This is a genomic window from Serratia sp. ASV30 (assembly GCF_016428815.1).
GTDB classification, from domain to species: domain Bacteria; phylum Pseudomonadota; class Gammaproteobacteria; order Enterobacterales; family Enterobacteriaceae; genus Chania; species Chania fonticola_C.
Genome location: NZ_JAELTL010000001.1, coordinates 21,980 through 46,778, shown reverse-complemented (window position 1 = coordinate 46,778; position 24,799 = coordinate 21,980). Strand labels below are relative to the sequence as shown.

Annotated in this window: 21 protein-coding genes and 1 riboswitch; of the genes, 10 read left to right on the top strand and 11 right to left on the bottom strand. The window is 55.5% G+C overall.

All coding sequences use genetic code 11. The features are described from left to right. The first annotated feature begins 12 nt into the window (after window positions 1-12). Window positions 13-780, top strand: a complete 768-nt coding sequence (locus JHD74_RS00210; RefSeq protein ID WP_199061216.1) for a DedA family protein — start codon at window positions 13-15, stop codon at window positions 778-780. Window positions 781-1,172: 392 nt separating this feature from the next. Then, on the top strand, window positions 1,173-1,262 hold the full coding sequence (gene dinQ / locus JHD74_RS00205) for a damage-inducible type I toxin DinQ (RefSeq protein ID WP_138106268.1): 90 nt from the start codon (window positions 1,173-1,175) through the stop codon (window positions 1,260-1,262). Between the two features lie 65 nt (window positions 1,263-1,327). On the opposite strand, the gene ilvN (JHD74_RS00200) is transcribed toward dinQ, so the two are convergent. The 7 genes from ilvN (JHD74_RS00200) to sgrR form a co-directional block, all read right to left on the bottom strand. After that, window positions 1,328-1,621, bottom strand: coding sequence for an acetolactate synthase small subunit (gene ilvN / locus JHD74_RS00200; RefSeq protein ID WP_024527189.1), 294 nt, complete (start codon window positions 1,619-1,621; stop codon window positions 1,328-1,330). A 3-nt stretch (window positions 1,622-1,624) separates the two neighbouring features. Next, complete coding sequence (gene ilvB, locus JHD74_RS00195; protein ID WP_024483548.1) at window positions 1,625-3,319, bottom strand: acetolactate synthase large subunit; 1,695 nt, start codon at window positions 3,317-3,319, stop codon at window positions 1,625-1,627. 113 nt (window positions 3,320-3,432) lie between these two features. Continuing rightward, a complete protein-coding gene (gene ivbL / locus JHD74_RS00190; protein ID WP_193569011.1) occupies window positions 3,433-3,546 on the bottom strand; it encodes an ilvB operon leader peptide IvbL in 114 nt (37 codons plus the stop codon). Between the two features lie 88 nt (window positions 3,547-3,634). Further along, window positions 3,635-4,339, bottom strand: a complete 705-nt coding sequence (thiQ, locus tag JHD74_RS00185; protein WP_024483547.1) for a thiamine ABC transporter ATP-binding protein ThiQ — start codon at window positions 4,337-4,339, stop codon at window positions 3,635-3,637. Beyond that, window positions 4,326-5,933, bottom strand: a complete 1,608-nt coding sequence (gene thiP / locus JHD74_RS00180) for a thiamine/thiamine pyrophosphate ABC transporter permease ThiP (protein ID WP_199061214.1) — start codon at window positions 5,931-5,933, stop codon at window positions 4,326-4,328. Before thiP ends, thiQ begins: the two co-directional genes overlap by 14 nt. Continuing rightward, a complete protein-coding gene (thiB, locus tag JHD74_RS00175; protein ID WP_199061212.1) occupies window positions 5,909-6,895 on the bottom strand; it encodes a thiamine ABC transporter substrate binding subunit in 987 nt (328 codons plus the stop codon). The genes thiP and thiB overlap by 25 nt, the downstream gene beginning before the upstream one ends. A gap of 56 nt (window positions 6,896-6,951) precedes the next feature. Further along, window positions 6,952-7,070: riboswitch (TPP riboswitch) on the bottom strand. Window positions 7,071-7,107: 37 nt separating this feature from the next. Continuing rightward, window positions 7,108-8,769, bottom strand: coding sequence for an HTH-type transcriptional regulator SgrR (gene sgrR / locus JHD74_RS00170; protein ID WP_199061210.1), 1,662 nt, complete (start codon window positions 8,767-8,769; stop codon window positions 7,108-7,110). 92 nt (window positions 8,770-8,861) lie between these two features. Between sgrR and sgrT the strand changes: the two genes are divergently transcribed. The 3 genes from sgrT to JHD74_RS00155 all read left to right on the top strand — a co-directional run bounded on the left by sgrT (window position 8,862) and on the right by JHD74_RS00155 (window position 11,985). Next, a complete protein-coding gene (sgrT, locus tag JHD74_RS00165; protein WP_071784394.1) occupies window positions 8,862-9,035 on the top strand; it encodes a glucose uptake inhibitor SgrT in 174 nt (57 codons plus the stop codon). 146 nt (window positions 9,036-9,181) lie between these two features. Further along, window positions 9,182-10,369 carry a sugar efflux transporter gene (locus JHD74_RS00160; RefSeq protein WP_024527184.1) on the top strand — a complete coding sequence of 396 codons (1,188 nt, stop codon included), beginning with the start codon at window positions 9,182-9,184 and terminating at the stop codon, window positions 10,367-10,369. 143 nt (window positions 10,370-10,512) lie between these two features. After that, window positions 10,513-11,985, top strand: coding sequence for a DASS family sodium-coupled anion symporter (locus tag JHD74_RS00155; RefSeq protein WP_074028477.1), 1,473 nt, complete (start codon window positions 10,513-10,515; stop codon window positions 11,983-11,985). Window positions 11,986-12,030: 45 nt separating this feature from the next. On the opposite strand, the gene leuD is transcribed toward JHD74_RS00155, so the two are convergent. The 4 genes from leuD to leuA are packed head-to-tail and all read right to left on the bottom strand — an operon-like array spanning window position 12,031 to window position 16,717. After that, window positions 12,031-12,633, bottom strand: coding sequence for a 3-isopropylmalate dehydratase small subunit (gene leuD / locus JHD74_RS00150; protein ID WP_199061209.1), 603 nt, complete (start codon window positions 12,631-12,633; stop codon window positions 12,031-12,033). An 11-nt stretch (window positions 12,634-12,644) separates the two neighbouring features. Then, window positions 12,645-14,045, bottom strand: coding sequence for a 3-isopropylmalate dehydratase large subunit (gene leuC / locus JHD74_RS00145; protein ID WP_024527182.1), 1,401 nt, complete (start codon window positions 14,043-14,045; stop codon window positions 12,645-12,647). Between the two features lie 3 nt (window positions 14,046-14,048). Continuing rightward, window positions 14,049-15,140, bottom strand: coding sequence for a 3-isopropylmalate dehydrogenase (leuB, locus tag JHD74_RS00140; protein WP_199061207.1), 1,092 nt, complete (start codon window positions 15,138-15,140; stop codon window positions 14,049-14,051). A gap of 2 nt (window positions 15,141-15,142) precedes the next feature. Then, the gene (leuA, locus tag JHD74_RS00135; RefSeq protein WP_024527181.1) at window positions 15,143-16,717 is read right to left on the bottom strand and encodes a 2-isopropylmalate synthase; all 1,575 of its coding nucleotides are present in this window, start codon (window positions 16,715-16,717) and stop codon (window positions 15,143-15,145) included. Between the two features lie 919 nt (window positions 16,718-17,636). Between leuA and leuO the strand changes: the two genes are divergently transcribed. From leuO to cra, 5 genes are all read left to right on the top strand, one after another. Continuing rightward, window positions 17,637-18,584, top strand: coding sequence for a transcriptional regulator LeuO (leuO, locus tag JHD74_RS00125; RefSeq protein ID WP_024527180.1), 948 nt, complete (start codon window positions 17,637-17,639; stop codon window positions 18,582-18,584). A gap of 456 nt (window positions 18,585-19,040) precedes the next feature. Further along, window positions 19,041-20,846 carry a long-chain fatty acid--CoA ligase gene (locus tag JHD74_RS00120; RefSeq protein WP_199061205.1) on the top strand — a complete coding sequence of 602 codons (1,806 nt, stop codon included), beginning with the start codon at window positions 19,041-19,043 and terminating at the stop codon, window positions 20,844-20,846. 318 nt (window positions 20,847-21,164) lie between these two features. Then, window positions 21,165-22,883 carry an acetolactate synthase 3 large subunit gene (ilvI, locus tag JHD74_RS00115; RefSeq protein WP_024527178.1) on the top strand — a complete coding sequence of 573 codons (1,719 nt, stop codon included), beginning with the start codon at window positions 21,165-21,167 and terminating at the stop codon, window positions 22,881-22,883. After that, complete coding sequence (gene ilvN, locus JHD74_RS00110; RefSeq protein ID WP_021179312.1) at window positions 22,883-23,377, top strand: acetolactate synthase small subunit; 495 nt, start codon at window positions 22,883-22,885, stop codon at window positions 23,375-23,377. Before ilvI ends, ilvN (JHD74_RS00110) begins: the two co-directional genes overlap by 1 nt. A 281-nt stretch (window positions 23,378-23,658) precedes the next feature. Further along, complete coding sequence (gene cra / locus JHD74_RS00105) at window positions 23,659-24,663, top strand: catabolite repressor/activator (protein WP_021179314.1); 1,005 nt, start codon at window positions 23,659-23,661, stop codon at window positions 24,661-24,663. Window positions 24,664-24,799: the final 136 nt, after the last annotated feature.

Genomic DNA, 24,799 nt, shown 5'->3' with positions numbered 1-24,799 from the left:
AACAGAGGTTTAATGGAAGCCTATTTACAGCAGTTGATCACCCAGTCATTGGCTTTCACCCTGGTGGTGGTCATGTTGGTGGCGTTCCTGGAGTCGCTGGCGTTGGTCGGTTTGTTATTGCCGGGCACGGTGATGATGGCCAGCATTGGCGCACTGATCGGCAGCGGACAGGTGGACTTTTATATGGCCTGGGGAGCTGGCATTGTCGGTTGCCTATTGGGGGATTGGATTTCCTACTTTATCGGCCGGGCTTTCAAAGGACCGCTGCACCGCTGGTCGTTTCTGAAAAAGAACAAGGCGATGCTGGATAAAACCGAGCATGCGCTGCATCAGCACAGTGTCGTTACCATTTTGATTGGCCGCTTTGTGGGCCCGACGCGCCCGCTGGTGCCAATGGTGGCCGGCATGCTCGATCTGCCTCCCTACAAATTTGCCATGCCCAATATCATCGGTTGCCTGACCTGGCCGCCGGTCTATTTCTTCCCCGGCATTCTAGCGGGGGTCGCGATCGATATTCCTGCCAGCGCCAACAGCGCGTTATTCAAATGGCTGTTGTTTGGCGTGGTGGTGCTGTTCTGGCTGGCGGCCTGGCTGAGTTGGCGCTGGTGGCGTGAAGGAAAGCGCAGTGCTGATAAGCTGACACGCTGGCTAACGCCGAAGCGGCTGCGGTTGGCCTGTATTGCTAGCTGGGTAGGGGCGCTGGTGTGTTTCTATTATATGCATCAGCAGGCGTTGATGCCGGTATATCGACATCTGCTGTGGAAAGTGCTGGCGGGCTGACGCTAAAATTTGGGCATAAAAAAACCGACTGGTGAGGTCGGTTTTTTTATTTCCCGGTGTCGAGTGGGTAACTCTGACCGGTTGAAGCCGCATTCATCTAACAGGATCAATTTTATCTTTGATACTCTCTAATGTCAAAAGCTCAGAAATCGGATATCTAGTATGTCGTGCCTTGGACTGATTAAGATATAATCAGCGGGTTAGCTCTGTTGCTGTCTTTACTTCGGTGTGCGCATGTACATATTCAAGCCCTGGTCGGGTGTACGGGTGGTGCCGTTATCCGATGCTCTGGCCGGAGTGAAGCCGCATTCATCTAACAACTGAGTGCTGCGCTGTGACAGGCAATGTAAGGGTAAGCGGCGGTGACTCACTCCATGTTATGGAGTAACCGGATGATTGATATCGATAAGGCAATCATCGTTCTTGGGGCGCTGATCGCGTTGCTGGAACTGATCCGTTACGTGCTTCAGTTACTGAACTGATAATGGAAACGTAGCTAAGGCCGGGGGCTAACCACTCCCGGCCTTTAACATTCAGCCGCGAAAGCTTACTGGAAGAACGCCTCCAACTGCTCAAACACCCGCATATCTTCGCTATGGCGTTTCACCTGTAACACATCCTCCAGCTTTTCAACCTGGCTGATCATCTGCACCAGGCGCTGATCGTCGGCCACCAATAGCCAAATGCGGCTCTGGGTTCCATCTTTCAGCGGCATACATAAAATACCTTCCACGTTAAAGGCACGGCGGGCAAACAGGCCACAAACGTGGGTCATTACGCCCGGATGGTTCCGTACCGCCAACTCCAGGATCACCTGTGGATTCTTTTGTAGTGATTGCATGGCTTATTCTCCAATCATTTCGATGTTGGCGGCACCCGGTGGCACCATTGGGTAAACTTTTTCGTTGATATCGATCAGCGCGTGGATCAGGCAAGGGCCAGGGCGTTGGATCGCCGCCAGCAACGCGGCCTGTGGATCTGCCTCGGCATTCAAATCGCAGGTGTCCAGGCCAAACCCGGCGGCAATCTTCAGGAAATCGGTACGCTTTGGATAGGTGGCGGCAAAGATATGCTGTTGATAGAACAGCGTCTGCTGCTGGTGTACCAATCCCAAGGCCTGGTTGTTCATCAGGATGATTTTCACGTCCAGATTGTGTTCAACGGCGGTCGCCATTTCTTGAATATTCATCATCAGGCTGCCGTCACCGGAAAAACACAGCACCTTGCGCTGAGGCTCTGCCAGGGCTGCACCAATCGCAGCAGGTAAACCAAAGCCCATGGTGCCCAAACCGCCGGAGGTCAGCCACTGGCGCGGGCGGCTCAGTGGATACGCCTGGGCTACCCACATCTGATGCTGGCCTACATCGGTGGTGATAATGGCACTTTCGTCCACGCAGCGTGCTGCGGCTTTAACCAGCCCGTAATGGCTCAATGGATCTGCCACATTTGGCATGTTGATCGGGAATTCACGCTTCAGATCGTTAACGGTGTTCATCCATTCGGTACGCGGCTGTGCTTCGATCATCGGTAACAGCTGTTGCAGCACCTGGCCGACATCGGCATGGATGGCAATATTGGCCTGTTTAACCTTGCCCAGTTCGGCACGGTCGATGTCCACGTGGATAATTTTGGCGTTCGGGCAGAATTGCTCGGTTTTACCGATTGCCCGGTCGTCGAAGCGGGCGCCCAGCACGATCAGCAGGTCGGCTTCTTGCAGGATAAAGTTGGTGCTGCGCGCGGCATGCATCCCCAACATGCCTAATGACAGCGGGTGTTCTACCGGCATTGCGCCCAATGCCATCAGCGTCATGGTGGTTGGCAGGTTGGAGCGCTCGGCCATTTCCAGCGCCGGTTTATGGGCTTCTGCGCAGATGATGCCACCGCCCAGATACAGAATAGGGCGCTTGGCCTGGTTGATCATTGCAGCAGCCTGTTCGACCTGCTTGCTATCAAAGGCCGGTGGGGCGTCTGGAACGGCCATTGGCGGTAACAAATCCCACTCAATTTCGGCGGTTTGCACGTCTTTCGGGATGTCGATCCACACCGGGCCTGGACGGCCGGATTCGGCAATGCGGAATGCGTCGCAGATCACCTGCGGCAGATCGCTGATATCACGGACCAGGTGGTTGTATTTGGTGATGGGAATGGAAATGCCGTAGGTATCCACTTCCTGGAAGGCATCGGTGCCGATCATCGAGGAAGATACCTGGCCGGTAATGCACACCAGCGGGATCGAATCGAGCTTGGCGTCGGCAATGGCGGTCACCAGATTGGTGGCTCCTGGGCCGCTGGAAGCGATACAGACCGCCGCCTTGCCGTTGGTACGTGCCATGCCCTGCGCCATAAAACCGGCCCCTTGCTCGTGGCGGGCCAGCACGTGCTGGATGACGGTGCTTTGGCTCAGAGCATCGTACAGCGGCAGCGCTGCGCCACCGGGAATGCCTGCAATAGTGGTGATACCCTGACGCTCCAGCAGATGCACGATCAGCTGTGCGCCGGTAATACGTTGGCCTTGGTGTGGCGTGCCCGAAGTTGCCATGTGCCTATCCTTTTCTCTGGGCCGGTTAGCTTTTCTGGGCAGGGGGACTAAAACAAGAAACCCCGCCCGGTTTGCGCCGGCGGGGTTTGGGAATCGATGCGTTGATTCGGACCCTACGGCGCGTTGCCGACGACCACCACCACACGCACGACGACCACCGCGGCTGGTAGCGCGGTTGTTAGTAGGGTCGAGGTCAGCGAGGATGCGATCACAGGGAGCCTTATCATCAGTAGTAAAAAACAGAATTTTATAAAACCACAGGTGCAAAATTCGCACAACAGGTTTATTGGTTCAGCATAAAAAACGCGTGGTAGATCACGGTTTAACCGGAATACCCAGCACCTTGGCTTCCGGTGCGCTGCCGCTTACCAATGCCTGCGTTGGGCCGTCGTAATAAATCCGCCCATCCACGACCAGCAACGTACGCGGCGCGATGCGGGCGGCATCCTCAAGATTGTGTGAAACCATCAGCAACGTGAGTTGGCGCTGGTCGCAGACGTTTTGCAGCAGTTGCAGCATCTCACTGCGCAGTGCCGGATCGAGTGCAGAGAAAGGCTCGTCGAGCAGCAGGATCGGCTGCTGGCGGATCAGGCAACGCGCCAAGGCTGCCCGCTGCCGCTGCCCGCCGGAAAGCTGTGACGGCAGGCGCTGCAGATGCCCCTCCAATCCGACCTGTTGGGCAATCTGTGCCAGTTGTTCCTGCTGTGCGGCGGTTAGGCGCAGGCCAGGATCCAGCCCTAGGCCAATGTTTTGCCTGACAGTCAGGTGGGCAAACAGGTTGTTTTCCTGGAACAGCATTGACACCGGGCGTTTGGCGGGGGGCGAAGCGGTATGATCGCTTCCGTTGAGCCACAGTTTGCCGCTGGCCGCCGGCAGAAAACCGGCGATCAGGCTGAGCAAGGTACTTTTGCCTGCGCCACTAGGGCCCAGCACCGCAACGTGTTCTCCCGGCTGAATGCGCAGGTCAAAACGCATCGGCAGGTGTTCGTACAGATAGGTCAGTTTTTCAAGCGTCAGCATGGCGGCCCGGTAAACGTTCAATCAGGGTAAACAGCAGGAAACAGAGCAGCAGTAGCAGCAGAGCGGTCACGGCCCCGTCGTTGCTGCGATATGCGCCAATCTGCTGATAGAGATAAAAAGGCAGGGTACGGAACTGCTCGTTGCCGAACAGCGCTACCACGCCGAAATCGCCAATCGACAGCACACAGGCAAAGGCCAAAGCCTGCGCCAGCGGGCGTTGCAACGCTTTCAGCTCGATCCAGCGCAGCCGCTGCCAGCCGTGGATATCCAGAGACAAGCATAGTGGATTATAACGCTCGGCCAGATCGCGCATCGGGTTTTCCAGCACTTTCAGCGCGTAGGGCACCGCCATCAATGCATTGGTGAGGATCACCAGCGCATAAGGCGATTGCGGTAGCCCAGTGGTATCGCTCAGCAACAGGAAGAAACCGGTAGCCAGCACAATGCCCGGCATTGCGAGGATCACCATGCCACTCAGTTCCAGCGTCTGTCCCCAGGCGGCCCGTTGCCGCAGCTTCAGCTCACGGCTGCTCCATAGCAGCATCATGGTCAATACCACGCACAAAATGCCCGCGCCTAGTGCGATACGTAGCGAGGTGAACAGGGCCTGCCAGAGAATGGGCTGTTGCAGCACGGTGACCAGCGTCTGGTTGGCACCATCGATGATCACCGCCAGCAACGGAGGTAGCAGTAACAGTAGCGCAGCGACAATTAATAGCGTATCGCTAATGCGCCGCCCCAGACTGTCCTGCGGATCGCGCCAGCGCTGGGCGTGGGTATGGCCAACCGGCAGAGCCTGGCTCAAACGCTGGCTGAGCACCACCAGCCCCAGGCAGCAAGCCAGTTGGATCAGCGCCAGCAGCGCCGCGCGGCTGAGATCGTAGTCGTAACTCAAGGCCTGATAGATCGCCAGCTCTATGGTGGTGGCCTGTGGCCCGCCGCCCAACGAAAGCACGGTTGCAAAGCTGGCAAAACACAGCATAAACACCAGTGCGCCGCTGGGGAGGATCTGGCGGCGTAACGCAGGCCATTCCACAAAGCGGAACTGCTGCCAGCCGTTCATCCCCAGCTGTGCGGCCAGTTGGCGCTGCTCGGTGGGGATGTTCTCCAGCGCCTGTAGCAGAAGGCGGGTGGCCAGCGGCATATTAAAGAACAGATGCGCCAGCAGGATGCCTTGCAGGCCATAAGGCGAAAAACTGTAGTTCACGCCCAGCCAACCACAGAGCGTTGCCAGCCAGCCTTGCCTGCCGTAGACGCTCAGCATGCCAAATACAGCCACCAGCACCGGCAGCACCAGCGTCATGGCGCACAGCCGCAGCAGCAGGTTACGGCCAGGGAAGCGCCGCCGGTATAACGCTCGGGCCAGCCAGATGGCAGGCACCACCGAGATCACGGCAGAGAGTAGCGCCTGCCAAAAGGTAAAGCGCACTACATGCCACAGGTAGCTGTCTTGCCACAGGCTGCGCCAATCACTTTCGGGCGCATGACGCCACAGCGAGCCCATGGCCGCCAACGCGATCAGCAGGATCAGACCTGCGGCCATCAGCCCCGGCCATAACCAGCGGGGGATCAGTGGCTGACGGCAGTTTGCCATGCTCGGATCCAGTTACCACGCTGTTGTGCCACTTCCTCGGCACTGAATTGCAATGCCGCTTGCGGCACGCTCATCTGTTCGAAACCGGCGGGCAGTTCCGTCTTGATCACCGGGTACATCCAGTTGCCTGTGGGAATGGTGTTCTGGAAGGCCGGGGAGACCATAAACTGCATGAAGCGCTCGGCCAGTTCTGGCTGTTTGCTGGCCTTTAGCTTGCCAGCGACTTCGATTTGCAGGTAGTGGCCTTCACTGAAGTTGGCCGCCGCATAGAGGTCTTTTTTCTCTTCGATCAGATGGTAGGCAGGGGAGGTGGTGTAGCTCAGTACCATGTCGCCTTCCCCTTTCAGGAACAGGCCGTAGGCTTCACTCCAGCCTTTGGTAACGGTGACGGTTTTCTTCGCCAACTGTTGCCAGGCAAGCGGCGCCTCGTCTCCATACACTTTCTGCATCCAGAGCAGGAGGCCAAGGCCAGGTGTGCTGGTGCGCGGATCCTGATAGATGATCTTCAGGGGGCGATCGCTGCTCACCAACTCTTTCAGGCTGGTCGGCGGGTTCTTCAGCTTGTCTTTGTTGTAGACGAAAGCAAAGTAGCCATAGTCGTAGGGAACGAAGGTCTGGTTGTGCCAGCCACCGGGAACCGTGAGCTTGCTAGTATCGACTTGGCTGGCGGAGAACAGATCCGTTTGCTGCGCGGCTTGCAGCAGGTTGTTGTCCAGCCCCAAAACCACGTCGGCGGCGCTGTTTTTGCCTTCCATTCTCAGGCGATTGAGTAACGACACGCCGTCTTCCAGCGCCACGAATTTCAATTCGCAGTCACATTCGGCCTCAAAGGCTTTTTTTACCGCCGGGCCAGGGCCCCAGTCGGCAGCGAAAGAGTCGTAGGTGTAGACCGTCAGCGTTGGCTTGGCCAGGACGGGCATCGCCGCTAGCAGTAATAAACAGGGCAGGTATTTTTTGACCACTTTGCACTCCTAATAGTAAAGGGGCAAAGGTATCTGAGGACTGGGTTAACGAAGGTTAACGCGCCATGCTCAAATCCCTCCGCCGGTATTGACCGGATCAGGTTCGACGGGTGTGCTCTCAGCGGAAAACCGTTGGCCAAAAATTGGCGGGTTATCCGCACCCCGTTGAGTCGGCGCTATTGTAGAGGCTTAGCGGCGTGGGTGAAAGGCGATTATGCTTCCGGCGGCGCAAACCAGGCAGATTTAAAATCGAACCAGCCGAGGGTATTCATTCGTACCCCACGCATACTGCGTTGACCATGCAGTTGCAGCCAGTGGTGGAATAACGGATGCAACTGATGGTTGCTGACCAGGCGCTGGCAAAATTCGGCCATGGACAGGCGATTTTCTCGCCACTGAGCGGCATCCTGCGCGATATCCTCCGTCAAACAGTGTTGGATCAACGGCAGTTCATACAGCGTGGCAAATAGCGAAAACTCCAGCGGCAGGGTGAAGTTGGCGCTGCCTAACCACAGATCGCTTAGCGCTTTGCCCTTATGCCAGGCTTCATAATCCACGACCTGTACATTGAGTTTGATGCCCTGCTCAGCCAGCAGAGAGGCGATAGCCTGCTTGATTGCGTGGAACTCGGAATGTTCGCTGTAGAAGGTCAGGGTCAATTCAGTTAAGCCCGCAGGCTTGGGTTGCTGCCCCAACACACGGTTATGTAACCAGCGCGGGAGAATGCCATAGGCCGGAGCCCAGTAACGCTGGTAGAGCGGCCCGGCATGGCTCAGCAGCGCGATCGGATTGATCAGTTCGCTTAGCCAACTGCGGATCTCCGGGTCGGCCGCCAGTGCCGAACGCTGGTCGAACAGCAGAAAATAACAGCCTTCTTCGAGACGGCTTTCCAGCTCGTTCCTACCGGTATCATCTCCCTGCAGTTGGACGCCGGAGTGGGCCAGCTCTTCGGTGATTTCCGGTAATACCCAAATGTTGACCTCATCGATCAGGGCGCGATAGCCAAAGTAGTCGTCAAAGGCATGGATTTTCATCTGGCTCTGATTGTTGTGTATCACGCGATAGGGGCCGGTGCCGATCGGATGGCGGGCAAAATCCGGCAGGCTCTGCCATTCGCGCGGCAGGATCATGGCATGTACGCTGCTTAGCAGCCAGGGCAGCCAGTAGTCCGGCGTGTGCAGATGCACATCGATGACATAGGGCGTGGGCGAGTCGATCCTGTCGATATGTGAAAATAGCGGTTGTGGGATCAGGCGGTTGAGCGACTGGATCACATCTTCCATTTCCAGCTCACGGCCATGGTGAAAATGGATCGCCGGACGTAGATAAAAGCGCCAGTGCAAAGGGGTGATTGTTTGCCAATGATGCGAAAGATCGGGTTCCAGTTCCCCGTTTTCCTCGTTTACCCTCGTCAGGCCGTTGAAAATCTGTCTTGCCAGGTGAGTTTCTGAACGGCGTAGTGCCGAGCCGGGCAACAGGTTGTAAAGCTGACGATAGTAGAGCACGCGCAGGATATGTTTCCCCTGGCGGAAGCTGCGCCCCAGCTGGGAAAGCAGCATTTGGCGTACCACGTCTTTATCGCCCACCAACTGGACTAACTGATCGATGCGATCCTGTTCCAGCAATTCTTCGGCACGCTGTTGTTGCAATGCCAACCCGGTGTAGTGGAAGCTGAGCTGCGAACGTTTACCCCGGCCGGATTCGGCCTGCCAGGTCAGCCAGCCCTCGTGCTGCATGGCTCCCAGTAGCGAGCGAACATGGCGGCGGGAGCAACTGAGCACTTCTGCCAACTCTTGCAGCGTGGTTTCGGTAGTTTGGCCATGGCAGCGTTGCCACAGGCGAATGAACTGTTGTTGCAGGCGTGAGGTGGACATAAAAGAGGAACTCTCTGGCATCAAGTCGTCAATTTATCTTTCCCTATATTACGCCGATAATGATTACAGTTGAAACAGCGGGGGGATAGCCAATGACAGTTCTGTTAGCCAAACAGTTTTATCAGCGTTATTTCACCGCGATCCGCCGCCAGCAGGCCGATTGGCTGCAGGTGGTACCTGAACAGGCGCGGTTGGAGATGCTGGCCCATTTGACCCAGTGGGACATCGCCACGCTGAGCGACAAGCAATACCGTGAGCGTATCTGACGTTCGCCGCAAAGTGTTTCTGAGTAATGGTGCTTTTCACCAGCCAGTGGGGCAACCCACTGGCATTTTTATCTGCCGTCTTTACTTCCTTCGGCAATTTTCCTTCTGTAGCATAGCCTTCTTTATTTCTGGATAGGGATATCGCCATGAGTTTCAGACGCTGGTTGCCGCGCCGTTTTAATCCCGTTTTTGCCGCCTTCTTGTTGATAGCCTTCCTGACCGGCATTGCCGGAGCGCTGCAAGCCCCCACGCTGAGCCTGTTTTTGACCACCGAGGTAAAGGTGCGCCCGTTATGGGTGGGTATGTTCTATACCGTGAATGCCATCGCCGGGATTGCCGTCAGCTTCCTGTTGGCCAAGCGTTCGGATACCCGTGGCGATCGGCGCAAGCTGATCCTGGTGTGCTGTGCCATGGCGGTGGGTAATAGCCTGTTGTTTGCGTTCAACCGTGATTATCTGACCTTGATCACTGCTGGTGTATTGCTGGCCGCGATAGCCAATACCGCCATGCCGCAGATTTTTGCCCTGGCGCGTGAGTATGCGGACAGCTCGGCACGTGAAGTAGTGATGTTCAGTTCGGTGATGCGTGCTCAGCTTTCACTGGCCTGGGTGATCGGCCCGCCGCTGTCGTTTATGTTGGCACTGAACTACGGCTTTACCGTGATGTTTATAATTGCGGCGGGGATTTTTGTCGTCAGCGTGCTGCTGGTGTGGCTGATATTGCCTTCGGTGCCCCGCGCCAACGTTGAGATCAGCGTAGATTCTCCGCCTATCGCGCCAATCAGCGCCTGGCGCGATCCCGACGTGCGCCTGCTGTTTGTGGCCTCGATGCTGATGTGGACCTGCAACACCATGTATATCATCGATATGCCACTGTACATCACTGCCGATCTGGGCTTGCCAGAACGGCTGGCAGGTTGGCTGATGGGCACCGCGGCCGGGCTGGAGATCCCGGCTATGCTGCTGGCGGGGTATTACGTCAAACGCTTTGGCAAACGCAATATGATGCTGTTTGCAGTGGCAGCAGGCGTGCTGTTTTATGCCGGGCTGGTGCTGTTTAAGTTCCAACTGGCGTTGATGGTGTTGCAACTGTTCAACGCGGTGTTTATCGGCATTGTTGCCGGGATCGGCATGTTGTATTTTCAGGATCTGATGCCGGGGCGGCCCGGTGCCGCGACCACCATGTTTACCAACAGCATTTCGACTGGGGTGATCCTGGCCGGTGTACTGCAAGGCGCGTTGGTGGAAAACTTTGGGCACTCTGCGGTTTACTACCTGATTACTCTGCTTGCCATCCTGGCGCTGTGGATGTGTGCCAAAGTTCGCGAAGTGTGAGCTGTAACACCCGGTTAGTTGATACATATCATTGAGAAAACCGCTCCATTCTCACTAAGATAAACGGACTCAGAGCGTGAGCTTCACGCTCTTATCCATCTTGCTATTGAGATGCCGCTCCCGTTGAAAAAAGTGGGTATGTTATGGATAAACTAACGCCGCTCAAACCTGTTCCCTCCCTCTGTGCCGTTATCGCTGCTCTGCTGATCTGGTTTGTGATCCCCGTCCCTGAAGGGGTGGCACCGAATGCCTGGCATTTGCTGGCACTGTTTATTGGGACCATCATTGCCATTATCGGCAAGGCGATGCCGATCGGCGCCGTATCCATCATTGCCATTGCGCTGGTGGCCGTGACGGGAGTGACCAACCCTGGCAAGCCGGGGGCCGCGCTGGACGATGCACTGAGCGGGTTCTCCAACCAACTCATCTGGCTGATCGGTTTCTCGATCATGATCTCCCTGAGCCTGAATAAAACCGGCCTGGGATCGCGCATTGGCTACTACTTTATCTCGCTGTTTGGCAAGAAAACGCTGGGGATCGCCTATGCGTTAACCCTGGCGGAAACCGTGCTGGCACCGGTTACGCCGAGCAATACCGCCCGTGGCGGCGGGATCATTCACCCGATAATGAAATCGATAGCGGACAGCTTTGGCTCCAAGCCCGAGCTGAACACCTCCGGCAAGATTGGCCGCTATCTCTCGCTGGTGAACTACAACATCAATCCGATCACCTCGGCGATGTTTATTACTGCTACCGCGCCTAACCCGCTGATTGTCAATTTGATCGCCAAAGGTGCCGGTTCGGAGTTTGAACTGACCTGGGGTATGTGGGCGGTAGCGGCGCTGGTACCGGCGATTTGTTCGCTGATCGTCATGCCGCTGGTGGTTTATTGGTTGTATCCACCTGAAATCAAAAGCACCCCGGATGCGCCATTGTTTGCACAAGATAAGCTGCAAACTCTGGGGCGGATAACCCTGCCAGAGAAGATCACGCTGGGTGTGTTTGCCCTGTTGCTGGTGATGTGGGCCGGAGTTCCGGCGATGATTTTTGGCCCCGCACTGGCGGTTAACCCAACGACGGCAGCGGTGATTGGTTTGGCGATCCTGCTGGCAACTGGCGTACTGAGCTGGGACGACGTGCTGAGGCACAAAGGGGCCTGGGATACCGTGGTCTGGTTTGCCGCCTTGGTGATGATGGCGACCTACCTCGGCAAACTGGGTCTGATTGCCTGGCTGTCACAAACGGTAGGTTCGGGTATCGATCATATGGGGATGAGCTGGGTCGGAGGGACCATTCTGCTAACGCTCGTCTATCTCTATTCGCATTACTTCTTTGCCAGTACCACCGCGCACGTGACCGCCATGTTCGCCGCGTTCTTTGCCGCAGGTATTGCCCTTGGTGCGCCTCCGGCTCTGCTTGGCCTGATCCTGGCCTTCTCGTCTTCGCTGATGATGTCGTTAACCCATTATGCTACCGGTACCGCGCCGATCATCTTTGGGTCGGGCTATGCCACCCTGGGGGAATGGTGGAAAACCGGCTTTATCATGAGCGTGGTCAACCTGCTGATCTGGGCGCTGATTGGTGGGGTATGGTGGAAGTGGTTAGGCTATTGGTGAGTTTGATGAAAGCCTCACCCGCCGGGCGGCGGGTGAGGCTGAGGTTTAGTTCAGAAACGCTGGTTGCTGCGCTTCGTAGCGGGAAATCTCCGCTTCGTGCTGCAACGTCAGGCCAATGCTGTCCAAACCGTTAATCATGCAGTGGCGGCGGAAGCTGTCGATCTCAAATGGGTAGCTTTTGCCCCCGGCGTTCACCGTCTGCTTTTCCAGATCGACCACGAACTCCGTGCCTTCGTGCTCTGCCACCAGCTTAAACAGAGTATCCACATCCTGTTCGCTCAGCGTGACCGGCAGCAGCTGGTTGTTGAACGAGTTGCCGTAGAAGATATCCGCAAAGCTTGGTGCAATTACTACCTTGAAGCCGTAATCAGTCAGTGCCCATGGCGCGTGCTCACGGGATGAGCCACAGCCAAAGTTTTCCCGGGCTAACAGGATGCTGGCCCCTTTATAGCGCGGAAGGTTCAGCACAAACTCAGGATTTGGCTGTTGACCCGCATCGTCCAGGAAGCGCCAGTCGTTGAACAGGTGCTGGCCGAAACCGGTGCGAGTGACTTTCTGCAGAAACTGCTTAGGGATAATGGCGTCGGTATCGACGTTGGCCGCGTCCAGAGGCACCACTAAGCCGGTATGTTGAGTAAATTTAGCCACGCTGGTGCTCCTTAGTGCAATTCACGGATGTCGGCAAAATGGCCGGTAACGGCAGCAGCAGCAGCCATCGCCGGGCTGACCAGATGGGTACGCCCACCGCGGCCCTGACGCCCTTCGAAGTTACGGTTGCTGGTTGAGGCACAGCGTTCGCCAGGGTTCAGACGGTCGTTGTTCATCGCCAGGCACATGGAGCAGCCTGGCAGACGCCATTCGAAACCCGCTTCGATAAAGATCTTGTCCAGACCTTCCTCTTCCGCCTGTGCTTTCACTGGGCCGGAGCCAGGCACCACAATCGCCTGCACGCCTGCGGCCACTTTACGGCCTTTGGCAATGGCGGCTGCGGCACGCAGATCTTCGATGCGTGAATTGGTGCAAGAACCGATAAACACTTTGTCGATTGCGACGTCAGTCAGCTTGATGCCGGGTTTCAGGTCCATATAGGCCAACGCTTTTTCAGCTGAGGCACGTTCCACCGGATCGCTAAAGGAATCGGGGGTTGGGATCGCCTGATCGACCGCGATAACTTGCCCAGGGTTGGTGCCCCAGGTGACCTGTGGCGCGATATCTTCCGCCCGCAAGGTGATAGTGGTATCGAATTTGGCTTCGGCGTCGGACTTCATGGTGCGCCAGTAGGCCACGGCCTGCTCCCAGTTTTCCCCGGTAGGAGCGAACTGGCGGCCTTTCAGGTAATTGAAGGTGGTGTCGTCTGGCGCAACCAGGCCTGCTTTGGCACCCATCTCAATCGCCATGTTGCACAGCGTCATGCGGCCTTCCATGCTCAACGCTTCGATCGCTTTGCCACAGAATTCAACTACGTGGCCAGTACCACCAGCGCTGCCGGTTTTGCCGATCACGGCCAGCACGATATCTTTGGCGGTGATACCTTCTGCCGCATCGCCGGTGACTTCAATCTTCATCGTCTTGGCGCGGCCCTGCTTCAGGGTTTGGGTCGCCAGCACGTGTTCCACTTCCGAAGTACCGATACCGAACGCCAGCGAGCCAAAGGCACCGTGCGTGGCGGTATGGGAGTCACCACAGACGATGGTCATGCCCGGCAGCGTCATGCCTTGCTCAGGGCCGATAACGTGCACAATGCCCTGGAAGGGGTGGTTCAGGTCATACAGTGAGACGCCGAACTCTGCACAGTTCTTGATCAGCTCCTGCATTTGAATGCGAGCCATCTCGCCGCTGGCGTTGATGTCTTTGGTCTGGGTCGACACGTTGTGATCCATGGTGGCAAATGTCTTGCCCGGCTGACGCACTTTGCGGCCCATGGCACGCAGGCCGTCGAAGGCCTGTGGGGAGGTCACTTCATGCACCAGATGCCGATCGATGTACAGCAGCGGTGTCTCGTTTGGCGCTTCATGCACCACGTGGGCATCGTATAATTTCTGATATAAGGTCTTGGCCATGATTTACGCCCCCTCAGCCACGAAGCGGGCAATGATATCGCCCATTTCATTGGTGCCGATGGCTTTGCCGGCACCGGCCAGATCGGCGGTACGGTAGCCCTGTTCCAATGCCTGATTAATGGCGCGCTCGATCGCATCTGCGGCTTCATCGGCACCCAGGCTGTAACGCAGCAGCAGGGTGGCAGACAGAATTTGCGCGATCGGGTTGGCAATGTTTTTGCCCGCGATGTCAGGTGCGGAACCCCCGGCGGGTTCGTACAGGCCAAAGCCTTGTTCGTTCAGGCTGGCGGACGGCAGCATGCCCATCGAGCCGGTGATCATGGCGCATTCGTCCGACAGGATGTCGCCGAACAGGTTGGAGCACAGCAACACGTCGAACTGGGATGGGTCTTTGATTAACTGCATGGTGGCGTTGTCGATATACATATGCGACAGCGACACATCCGGATAGTCCTTGGCTACCTGACTCACAACTTCACGCCACAGGATGGAGCTTTGCAACACGTTGGCTTTATCAATCGAGGTGACGATATTGCGGCGTTTGCGGGCGGACTCGAAGGCGATACGGGCGATGCGTTCGATCTCAAAGCGGTGGTAGACCTCGGTATCAAAGGCGCGCTCATGCATGCCCTGGCCTTCACGGCCTTTGGGTTGGCCAAAGTAGATGCCGCCGGTTAACTCACGTACGCACAGAATGTCGAAGCCACGCGCGGCAATATCGGCACGCAGCGGGCAAAAATCTTCCAGCCCTTGGTACAGGCGGGCAGGGCGCAGGTTGCTGAACAGTTTGAAGTGCTTACGCAGCGGCAGCAGCGCACCGCGCTCCGGCTGCTCTGCCGGTGGCAGGTGCTCCCATTTGGGGCCGCCTACCGAGCCGAACAGGATGGCATCGGCCTGCTCGCAGCCGGCAACGGTTGCAGCAGGCAGTGGGGTGCTGTGGCGATCGATGGCAATGCCACCGACGTCATATTCACTGGTGGTAATGCGGATACCAAAGCGTTGGCGCACGGCATCCAACACTTTGTGGGCCTGGGCCATTACTTCTGGGCCGATTCCGTCTCCGGGCAAGACGGCAATGTGGTAAGTCTTAGTCATGTTCACACCGTTTCCTGATTATTTTGCTGTTTGGTTTGCTGCAAGCGCTGCTTTTCTTTTTCTACTTGCTGAGAGCGCCAGATATTGTTCAATACGTGGATCATCGCCTTGGCAGAGGATTCCACAATATCGGTTGCCAGGCCCACGCCATGGAAGCGGCGGCCATTGTAAGACACCACGATATCAACCTGGCCCAGCGCGTCGCGGCCCTGGCCTTTGGCGGTCAGTTGATATTTCACCAGCTCAATCGGGTAGCCGGTAATACGGTTGATGGCTTGGTAAACAGCATCGACCGGGCCGTTGCCCGTAGCGGCTTCGGACTTCTCTTCCTCGCCACATTTCAGTTTGACCGAGGCGGTAGCCATAATGCTGCTGCCAGACTGCACGCTGAAGTATTCCAGGCTGAAATGCTCAGGCTCTTCTTGCTGCTTATTGATAAATGCCAGGGCTTCCAGATCGTAGTCAAACACCTGGCCTTTCTTATCTGCCAGCTTCAGGAAAGCCGCGTACAGCACGTCCAGATTGTAATCCTGTTCCTTGTAGCCCATCTCTTCCATACGGTGTTTTACCGCCGCGCGGCCGGAACGGGAGGTCAGGTTCAACTGGACATCTTTCAGACCGATGGTCTGAGGGGTCATGATTTCGTAGTTTTCGCGGTTTTTCAGCACGCCATCCTGGTGGATACCGGAGGAGTGAGCGAAGGCGTTGGAACCGACGATGGCCTTGTTGGCCGGGATAGGCATATTGCACAGCTGGCTGACCAACTGACTGGTGCGGTAGATTTCCTGATGATTGATATTGGTGTGCACCTGCATAAAGTCCTGACGCACCTTGATGGCCATGATCACTTCTTCCAGTGAACAGTTACCGGCACGTTCGCCGATGCCGTTCAAGGTGCCTTCTACCTGGCGGGCACCGGCCTGGACGGCTGCGATAGAGTTACCCACGGCCATGCCCAAGTCGTCGTGGCAGTGGACGGAGATGATCGCCTTATCAATATTAGGCACGCGGTCGTACAGCGTAGTGATGATGCCGCCGAACTGGTTTGGCGTGGTGTAGCCAACGGTATCAGGGATATTAATGGTAGTGGCACCGGCGTTGATGGCGGCTTCTACCACGCGGCACAGGTTATCAATCGGGGTACGGCCAGCGTCTTCACAGGAAAACTCAACGTCATCGGTATAGTTACGGGCGCGTTTCACTGAGCGCACCGCCATTTCCAGCACCTGGTCGAAAGAGCGCTTTAATTTGGATTCGATATGCAGGGTGGAGGTGGCCAGGAAGACGTGAATACGGAAGGCCTCGGCTACGCGTAATGCTTCGGCAGCGACGTCAATGTCGTTATCAACACAGCGTGCCAGACCACAAACGCGGCTGTTTTTGATCTGGCGGGCAATGGTCTGTACCGACTCGAAGTCCCCCGGGGAGGAGACTGGGAAGCCGACTTCCATTACATCGACACCCATTCTTTCCAGCGCCATGGCGATCTGGATTTTTTCTTTAACGCTCAGGCTTGCCTGCAGCGCCTGTTCACCATCACGCAATGTGGTATCGAAAATAATGACTTGTTGGCTCATCGTGTTGTTCCTTGTCGTGTTTGTTTCACGCTAAGCGGGTAAAAAAAAACCCGCGCAGTAGCGCGGGTTTTGCAGATGATGGGCTGAATCAGCTTTGAACCCCGTCCACCAGCGTACCGCGCACATAAGATGCGTTTAGTAGTAGGCCTAGTAGACGGTGGGTACGGATCATAGCGGTCAGCTTCTCTAAAATTGTTTCGTTGCCTAATTTGATACTTTATTGGCCGGGGCATGTCAACACCTGATTAAAACAGGGGTATTGAAAAGCGTGGCACCAACGGGGATAGCACCAGTTGGAAATTCGGTAAAATCCGCAAGGGCCAGCGTTAAATCCACAGGTGAACAGGGGTTTATTAGCATAAATGGTTTGAAAGTGGCACTGCCGCATTGATTAGCAAGACTACTCGGTTAAAATTTATCGTTGGCGCAAAAAAACAGCAAACGTGGTTTGATGGGATGCTGATGTTGTGGGCTTGGCATTCATGGTGTCAATTTGTTGTCGTTAATTCATTCGTAATTCGTATTTTTAGCGCTGAACTGAGCCGCTACAATCAATTAAGTGAGGCTAAAGAGACCTATTTTGCTCTGGTATGATTGTCCATTAACTCATTTTATGGTCTGATCCAGAGGTTGATGTGTACCAAACAGGTATCCATAACTCAGGTGTTTTGCCTGCCAATTTTGTTTGTGTGCCATCGGCGAGTTGCGAACCGATGTGCCAAGGCTACCCGACGACGAACAATGCCTAATATGCACCGCTGTGTCATATTTTTATAGGATGATGCCCGATTGCTATCTTACAAGAGTAGTCAAAAGGGATAACTAATTTCGCTGTGTGGGAATAACGTAGCGTGTCTTTTCCCGTTATTCCCCTGCGCGCTAGCGGGATTATCTACATGGGACTTAGTGGAGTTTGGATATGTCCGAATATAATTCAGGAACTGTCTTGAGGAAAGAAAACGGTGATATTCATTTGCGCAGTGTGGATCTTAATTTACTCACTGTTTTTGATGCGGTTATGCAGATGCAGAATATTACCAAGGCGGCAAATTCCTTAGGGATGTCGCAACCGGCGGTCAGCAATGCCGTGTCGCGTTTGAAGCTCATGTTCAACGACGAGCTGTTTGTTCGCTTCGGCCGTGGCATTCAGCCTACCATGCGCGCCCGCCAACTTTTTGGCCCGGTACGCCAGGCACTGCAGCTGGTACAAAATGAGCTGCCAGGCGCTGGCTTTGACGCCCTGAGCAGTGAACGCCTCTTTATGCTTTCTATCTGCAGCCCGCTAGATATTCGTCTGACTGCCAAAATAATCAACAACGTCAAGAGCATGGCTCCCAACGTGCAGATACAGACCAAGTCTTACATGAGCAATAACATCGAGCATCAGTTACGCTATCAGGAAACCGAGTTTGTCATTGGCTATAGCCGCCTTGAACATCCCGAGTTTCAGGATATTGCCTTGTTCGATGATGAATTGACCCTGGTTGCCGCGCAGTCTCACCCACGCCTGGTGGGTACCATTAGCCAGAAACAGATGCTGGCGGAGCATCATGCCGTCATCGCATTGGAGCGCTTTTGCTCCTTTAGCAAACCCTACTATCTGGACGAAACCCTACAGCGCAGTGTCACCCAGCAATGTACCGACCTGTTCAGCGTATTGAATCTGGTCGCCATGACCGAGATGGTGGCAATCGCTCCTCGCTGGTTTGCCCAGCAGCACGCACAAGCCTTGCAGCTAAAATTAATTCCGCTGCCTTGGGAGAGAAAAACCGCCACCTGTTATCTTTCCTGGCATGAGTCTGCCGAGCGTGATGAAGGCCATCAGTGGATGAAGTCCGTACTTAGCCAAGCGGGTGTATTGCGTTAATTAGTGATTTATTGGCCCAGCGCGCTTTCGAGTGCGTCGGGTTGATAATGGACAGCGTGAAAGATTAATAAGAATAGGCTCAAGAAAAACTAAGATAATTCCGTGTAGTGATACCGTGGAAAATATCATTTACCCGCGAGGGTTATTTAATTTAAGTGACCGAAACACTATTCTGCCCCAAACGATACTGCCGTTATTTTAACCTGTCACCTTTCCTTTCTTGTCGTCGATCCCACTTTGTCTGTTTGGCGTAAACCTTTTGCACTCCCTTTTGTCCAAGATCAAGAGAAATGAGCACAAGCGCGTTTTGGCTCACACTTCTACGCTGAAATCCCTTTTCCCACAGCCGGAGACTAGGTAGACTGCGCAAAAAAAGTAAACACGTGTAAGCTGAGATGTGAGAGCTTCCGCTCCAATCGCGGTTAACTGGTTGATTAATTTCAGGCATAGAGCGCTATGACCAATACCTTGCAGCATTACCATCAGGTCGAACGTATACAGCATCACATTGCTAACCGTGCCGAACATACGGCTTTCCGTCAGTGGTCCCCGCAGGGAGAAACACGGCTGACCTGGTCGCAGGTCGGGGCGCATATGCAACATATTGCCTGCGCCTTGCTGGCACTGGGCGTCGAGGTACAGGAACGTATCGCGATTTTTGCCAACAACAGCATGGCCTGGTCGTTGGCCGATCTGGCGATCCTCGAGCTGCGGGCGGTCAGCGTGCCGCTTTATGCCACCAACACTCCTGCTCAGGCGGCATTTATCATTAACGATGCCGATATCCGCATTCTGTTTGTCGGCGAACAAGAACAGTTGGATGCCGCGATTGCGCTGCGTGGCGTATGCCCGCAACTGACCCACATTATTGTCTTTGATGCTTCAGCTGATTTGCGCGGCTGTGAGATTGCTCAACACCTGCATCATTTCGAACGTCTTGCGGATATCGAGCGTTTCGAAGCCCAGCGTCAGCAAAGAATTGCCGAGCGCGATTTGCAGGATTTATTCACCCTTATCTACACCTCAGGCACCACCGGGGAGCCGAAAGGCGTGATGCTTGACTACCGCAATATGGCCGCACAGTTGCAGCTGCATGACGATCGTCTTACGGTGACGGCGGATGACGTTTCCCTCAGCTTCCTGCCACTGTCACACGTGTTTGAACGTGCCTGGAGCTTCTTTATCATGCATTCGGGCGCGCAGAACGTTTATCTGCCCAATACCGACTGGGTGCGGGAAGCGATGGCCGATGTCAAACCGACCCTGATGTGTGCAGTGCCACGCTTTTATGAAAAAATCTTCAGCGCGGTGCATGAAAAGGTCGCTCGTGCGCCTTGGTTACGGCGTGCCTTATTCCACTGGGCCATCGTCTGCGGTGAACGTAAGTTCCTCCAGGAAAGGGCTGGGAAACCGTTAGGCAAGCTGTTCGACCTCTCTCACCGCTGGGCTGACAAGCTGGTGTTAAGCAAGCTGCGGGGGATCCTGGGGGGGCGGGTGCGCTTCTTGCCGGCGGCCGGTGCCAAGCTTGATGATAACGTCATTCTGTTTTTCCAGGCGATGGGTATCAACATCAAATACGGCTACGGCATGACGGAAACCTGTGCCACGGTCTCATGCTGGGAAGAGAACAACTTTCGCTTTGGTTCGATCGGCAAGCCGCTGCCCGGCGTAGAAGTGCGCATTGGCGATGAAAATGAAATCCAGGTGCGGGGGCCAATCGTGATGCGCGGCTATTTCAATAAACCGTTGGAGACGGCCGATAGCTTTACCGCTGACGGCTGGCTGAAAACCGGCGATGCCGGCATGATCGACGATAGCGGCAACCTGTTTATTACCGAGCGGCTGAAGGATCTGATGAAGACCTCCGGCGGCAAATACATTGCGCCACAGATGCTGGAAGGCACCCTGGCGCAGGATCGCTTTATCGAACAGGTCGCGATCGTTGCCGATGCACGCAAATTTGTCTCCGCGTTGATCGTCCCAAGTTTCGAGTCGTTGGAAGAGTATGCCAAATCGGTCAATCTGAAGTATCAGGATCGGCTCGAACTGCTGCGCAACAGCCATATCATCGAAATGTTCGAAAAGCGTCTGCGGGAGATGCAAAAAGAGTTAGCCCTGTTTGAGCAGGTGAAGAAATTTACCCTGCTGCCGGCGGCCTTCTCGATGGAATTGGGGGAACTCACCCCGACCCTGAAGCTGCGTCGCAAGGTGATCCTACAGCGTTATCAGCATGAGATAGAGTCGATGTATCAGGAAAAGTGATGATAGGGGCGGCAGGCGGACGAAAAATCCCCAGTCGCCCTTGCCTGATTTAGTTCTGTAATTACCCCCACCCTCGAAATAATGCCCAGATGAACAACCGCTCAGCTAGTGCATAGTTTTGCCAAGCCGCATTTCTCCAGCCTGATGGCAATACCCTTGCCGGTGATAAGCCATTTTGCCGTTTGCCTGCCCCATATTCTGACGCTATGTTAAGAGTCCAAAACGTCCATAAGATTTTTGGGGCCATGCCCCAGACAGGACAGGCGCTACGTTCCGGCGTCAGACAAGAACAAGCTATGTAAGCCTGGAGGCAAACCCATGGAAATATTGTCAGGAGCCGAGATGGTCGTCCGATCGCTGATCGATCAGGGCGTTAAGCATGTATTCGGCTATCCGGGCGGGGCGGTACTCGATATCTATGATGCCCTGCACACGGTGGGGGGCATCGATCATATTCTGGTACGCCACGAGCAAGGGGCGGTGCATATGGCCGATGGCTATGCACGAGCGACCGGCGAAGTGGGCGTAGTGCTGGTCACTTCAGGCCCTGGGGCTACCAACGCCATTACTGGCATCGCCACCGCCTATATGGATTCCATCCCGATGGTGGTGCTATCTGGCCAGGTGCCGAGCTCGCTGATTGGTTACGATGCCTTCCAGGAGTGCGACATGGTGGGTATCTCCCGCCCGGTGGTAAAACACAGCTTCCTGGTCAAGCGTACCGAAGACATTCCTTCCGTGCTGAAAAAGGCGTTTTACCTGGCCTCTACCGGCCGCCCTGGCCCGGTGGTGGTCGATCTGCCGAAGGATATCGTCGGCCCGGCGATAAGAATGCCTTACGCGTATCCGCAGGACGTCAGCATGCGTTCCTACAACCCGACGGTGCAAGGCCACCGCGGGCAAATCAAACGCGCCCTACAGACCATTCTGGCGGCTAAAAAGCCGATCATGTACGTGGGCGGCGGTGCCATCAATTCGGAGTGCCATGGAGAGTTGCTGCAACTGGCGGAAAAGCTGAACCTGCCGGTCACCTGTACGCTGATGGGGCTGGGGGCGTTCCCCGGGACTCACCGCCAAAGCGTCGGTATGCTGGGCATGCACGGCACCTATGAAGCCAACAAGACCATGCATCATTCCGACGTGATTTTTGCCGTAGGGGTGCGCTTTGACGATCGCACTACCAATAACCTGGCCAAATATTGCCCGGATGCCACGGTGCTGCATATCGATATCGACCCGACCTCCATTTCCAAAACGGTGGATGCCGATATTCCTATCGTTGGCGATGCCAAACAAGTCCTGACGCAGATGCTTGAACTGCTGGCGCATGAGGACAAAGCGCAGGATTTCGATGCGCTGCGTGACTGGTGGCAGTCCATTGAACAGTGGCGCGCGCGTGATTGCCTGGGCTATAACAAAGACAGTGGCACCATCAAACCTCAGGCGGTGATCGAAACGCTGCACCGCCTGACCAAGGGCGATGCCTATGTCACCTCCGACGTTGGCCAGCACCAGATGTTTGCCGCGCTTTATTATCCGTTCGATAAACCGCGTCGTTGGATCAACTCGGGTGGCTTGGGCACTATGGGCTTTGGCCTGCCAGCCGCCCTCGGGGTGAAACTGGCACTGCCAGACGAAACGGTGGTGTGCGTCACCGGTGACGGCAGCATCCAGATGAATATCCAGGAGTTGTCCACGGCTCTGCAGTACAATTTGCCGGTAGTGGTGGTCAACCTGAATAACCGCTACCTGGGCATGGTGAAGCAGTGGCAGGACATGATCTATTCTGGCCGCCATTCTCAGTCCTATATGGATTCCTTGCCGGACTTCGTCAAGCTGGCCGAGGCCTATGGCCATGTTGGCATCGCCATTCGTACCCCGGATGAGCTGGAAAGCAAGCTGGCGCAGGCGCTGGCTGAAAAAGAACGTCTGGTGTTTGTCGATGTGACCGTCGACGAGACCGAACATGTTTATCCAATGCAGATCCGCGGTGGAAGCATGGACGAAATGTGGCTAAGCAAAACGGAGAGAACCTGATGAAGCGCCGTATCTTATCGGTATTACTGGAAAACGAATCCGGTGCGTTGTCGCGCGTCGTCGGGCTGTTCTCTCAGCGTGGCTACAACATCGAAAGCCTGACGGTTGCTCCTACCGATGACCCAACCTTGTCACGCATGACGATCCAGACGGTGGGTGATGAAAAGGTACTGGAGCAGATAGAGAAGCAGTTGCATAAGCTGGTTGACGTTTTACGCGTCAGTGAGCTGGTGCAGGGGGCTCACGTTGAGCGTGAAATCATGTTGGTGAAGCTGCAGGCTAGTGGCTACGGGCGTGAAGAGGTGAAACGCAGCACGGATATCTTCCGTGGCCAGATTGTGGATGTCACCTCCTCGCTTTACACCGTGCAGTTGGCGGGGACCAGCGACAAGCTGGATGCCTTCCTCAACGCCGTACGTGAAGTGGCAGAAATCGTTGAAGTGGCCCGATCGGGGATTGTTGGCGTGTCGCGCGGCGACAAGATTATGCGCTGATAGCGGGTTTTCTGCACTGCATCCGGGGCGTGGCAGGTTTGCTGCGCCCTTTCTTTTTAATTTTTTGCCCATTTGCTGGCACCTTTGGGCGAAAGCGGTTGCTCGGCCGTGTTTTCTGCTGTTAGATCGCCATTACGGGTTGAATAACCATAGTGACTATCATGGTTACTCATTACCCTTCTGCTTTCGGTTCGCTGCATGTTTAGCCGTACATTGAAAGCGTGGGGTAAACAACGCCACACGATCCATTGTCATTTTGAGAGTCATTTAAAGGGGTTAACGTGAAACTGGATGAAATCGCGCGTCTCGCAGGCGTTTCGCGCACTACGGCCAGTTATGTCATCAACGGCAAGGCGAAGCAGTATCGTGTCAGCGATAAAACCGTCGAAAAAGTGATGGCCGTGGTCAGGGAGCACAATTATCACCCGAATGCCGTAGCGGCAGGGCTGCGTGCAGGCCGCACTCGTTCTATCGGCCTGGTGATCCCGGATCTGGAAAATACCAGCTATACCCGCATCGCCAACTACCTGGAGCGCCAGGCGCGTCAGCGTGGTTACCAACTGTTGATCGCCTGCTCGGAAGATCAGCCGGATAATGAAATGCGTTGCATTGAGCACCTGCTGCAACGCCAGGTTGATGCGATCATCGTCTCCACCGCGTTACCGCCGGAGCATCCTTTCTATCAACGCTGGGCTAACGATCCTTTCCCGATTATCGCGTTGGATCGCGCTCTGGATCGTGAACACTTTATCAGCGTGGTGGGGGCCGATCAGGAGGACGCCTTTGCCTTGGCACAGGAGTTACGCACTTTCCCCGCCAAGTCGGTGTTGTATCTGGGAGCTTTGCCTGAGCTTTCGGTCAGCTTCTTGCGTGAGCAGGGTTTCCGCCAGGCCTGGCAGGATGATGAGCGGCAAGTGGATTATCTCTATGCCAATAGCTATGAGCGTGAAGCAGCGGGTGTGCTGTTTGCGGAATGGCTGAAAACCCATCCGATGCCACAGGCGCTGTTTACCACCTCGTTCTCGCTGTTGCAGGGCGTGATGGACGTAACGCTGAAACAGCGTGGGCGTTTACCGGCGGATCTGGCGATTGCCACCTTTGGTGATCATGAGCTATTGGATTTCCTGGAATGCCCGGTGCTTGCCGTGGCTCAGCGCCACCGTGATGTTGCCGAACGGGTGCTGGAGCTGGTGCTTGCCAGCCTGGATGAACCGCGCAAACCTAAACCGGGTATGACGCGCATTCGCCGTAACCTGTTCCGCCGTGGCAGCCTGAGCCGCAAATAATGCCCTCACCCTAACCCTCTCCCACAGGGAGAGGGACCGATCGAGTCACAATTTGACTACGCTATTCGTTCTGTACACCCGGTGACTGATTAACTCCTGTTCCTGATCACAGCTTCGTATCCGCTCTCCTTGGTGG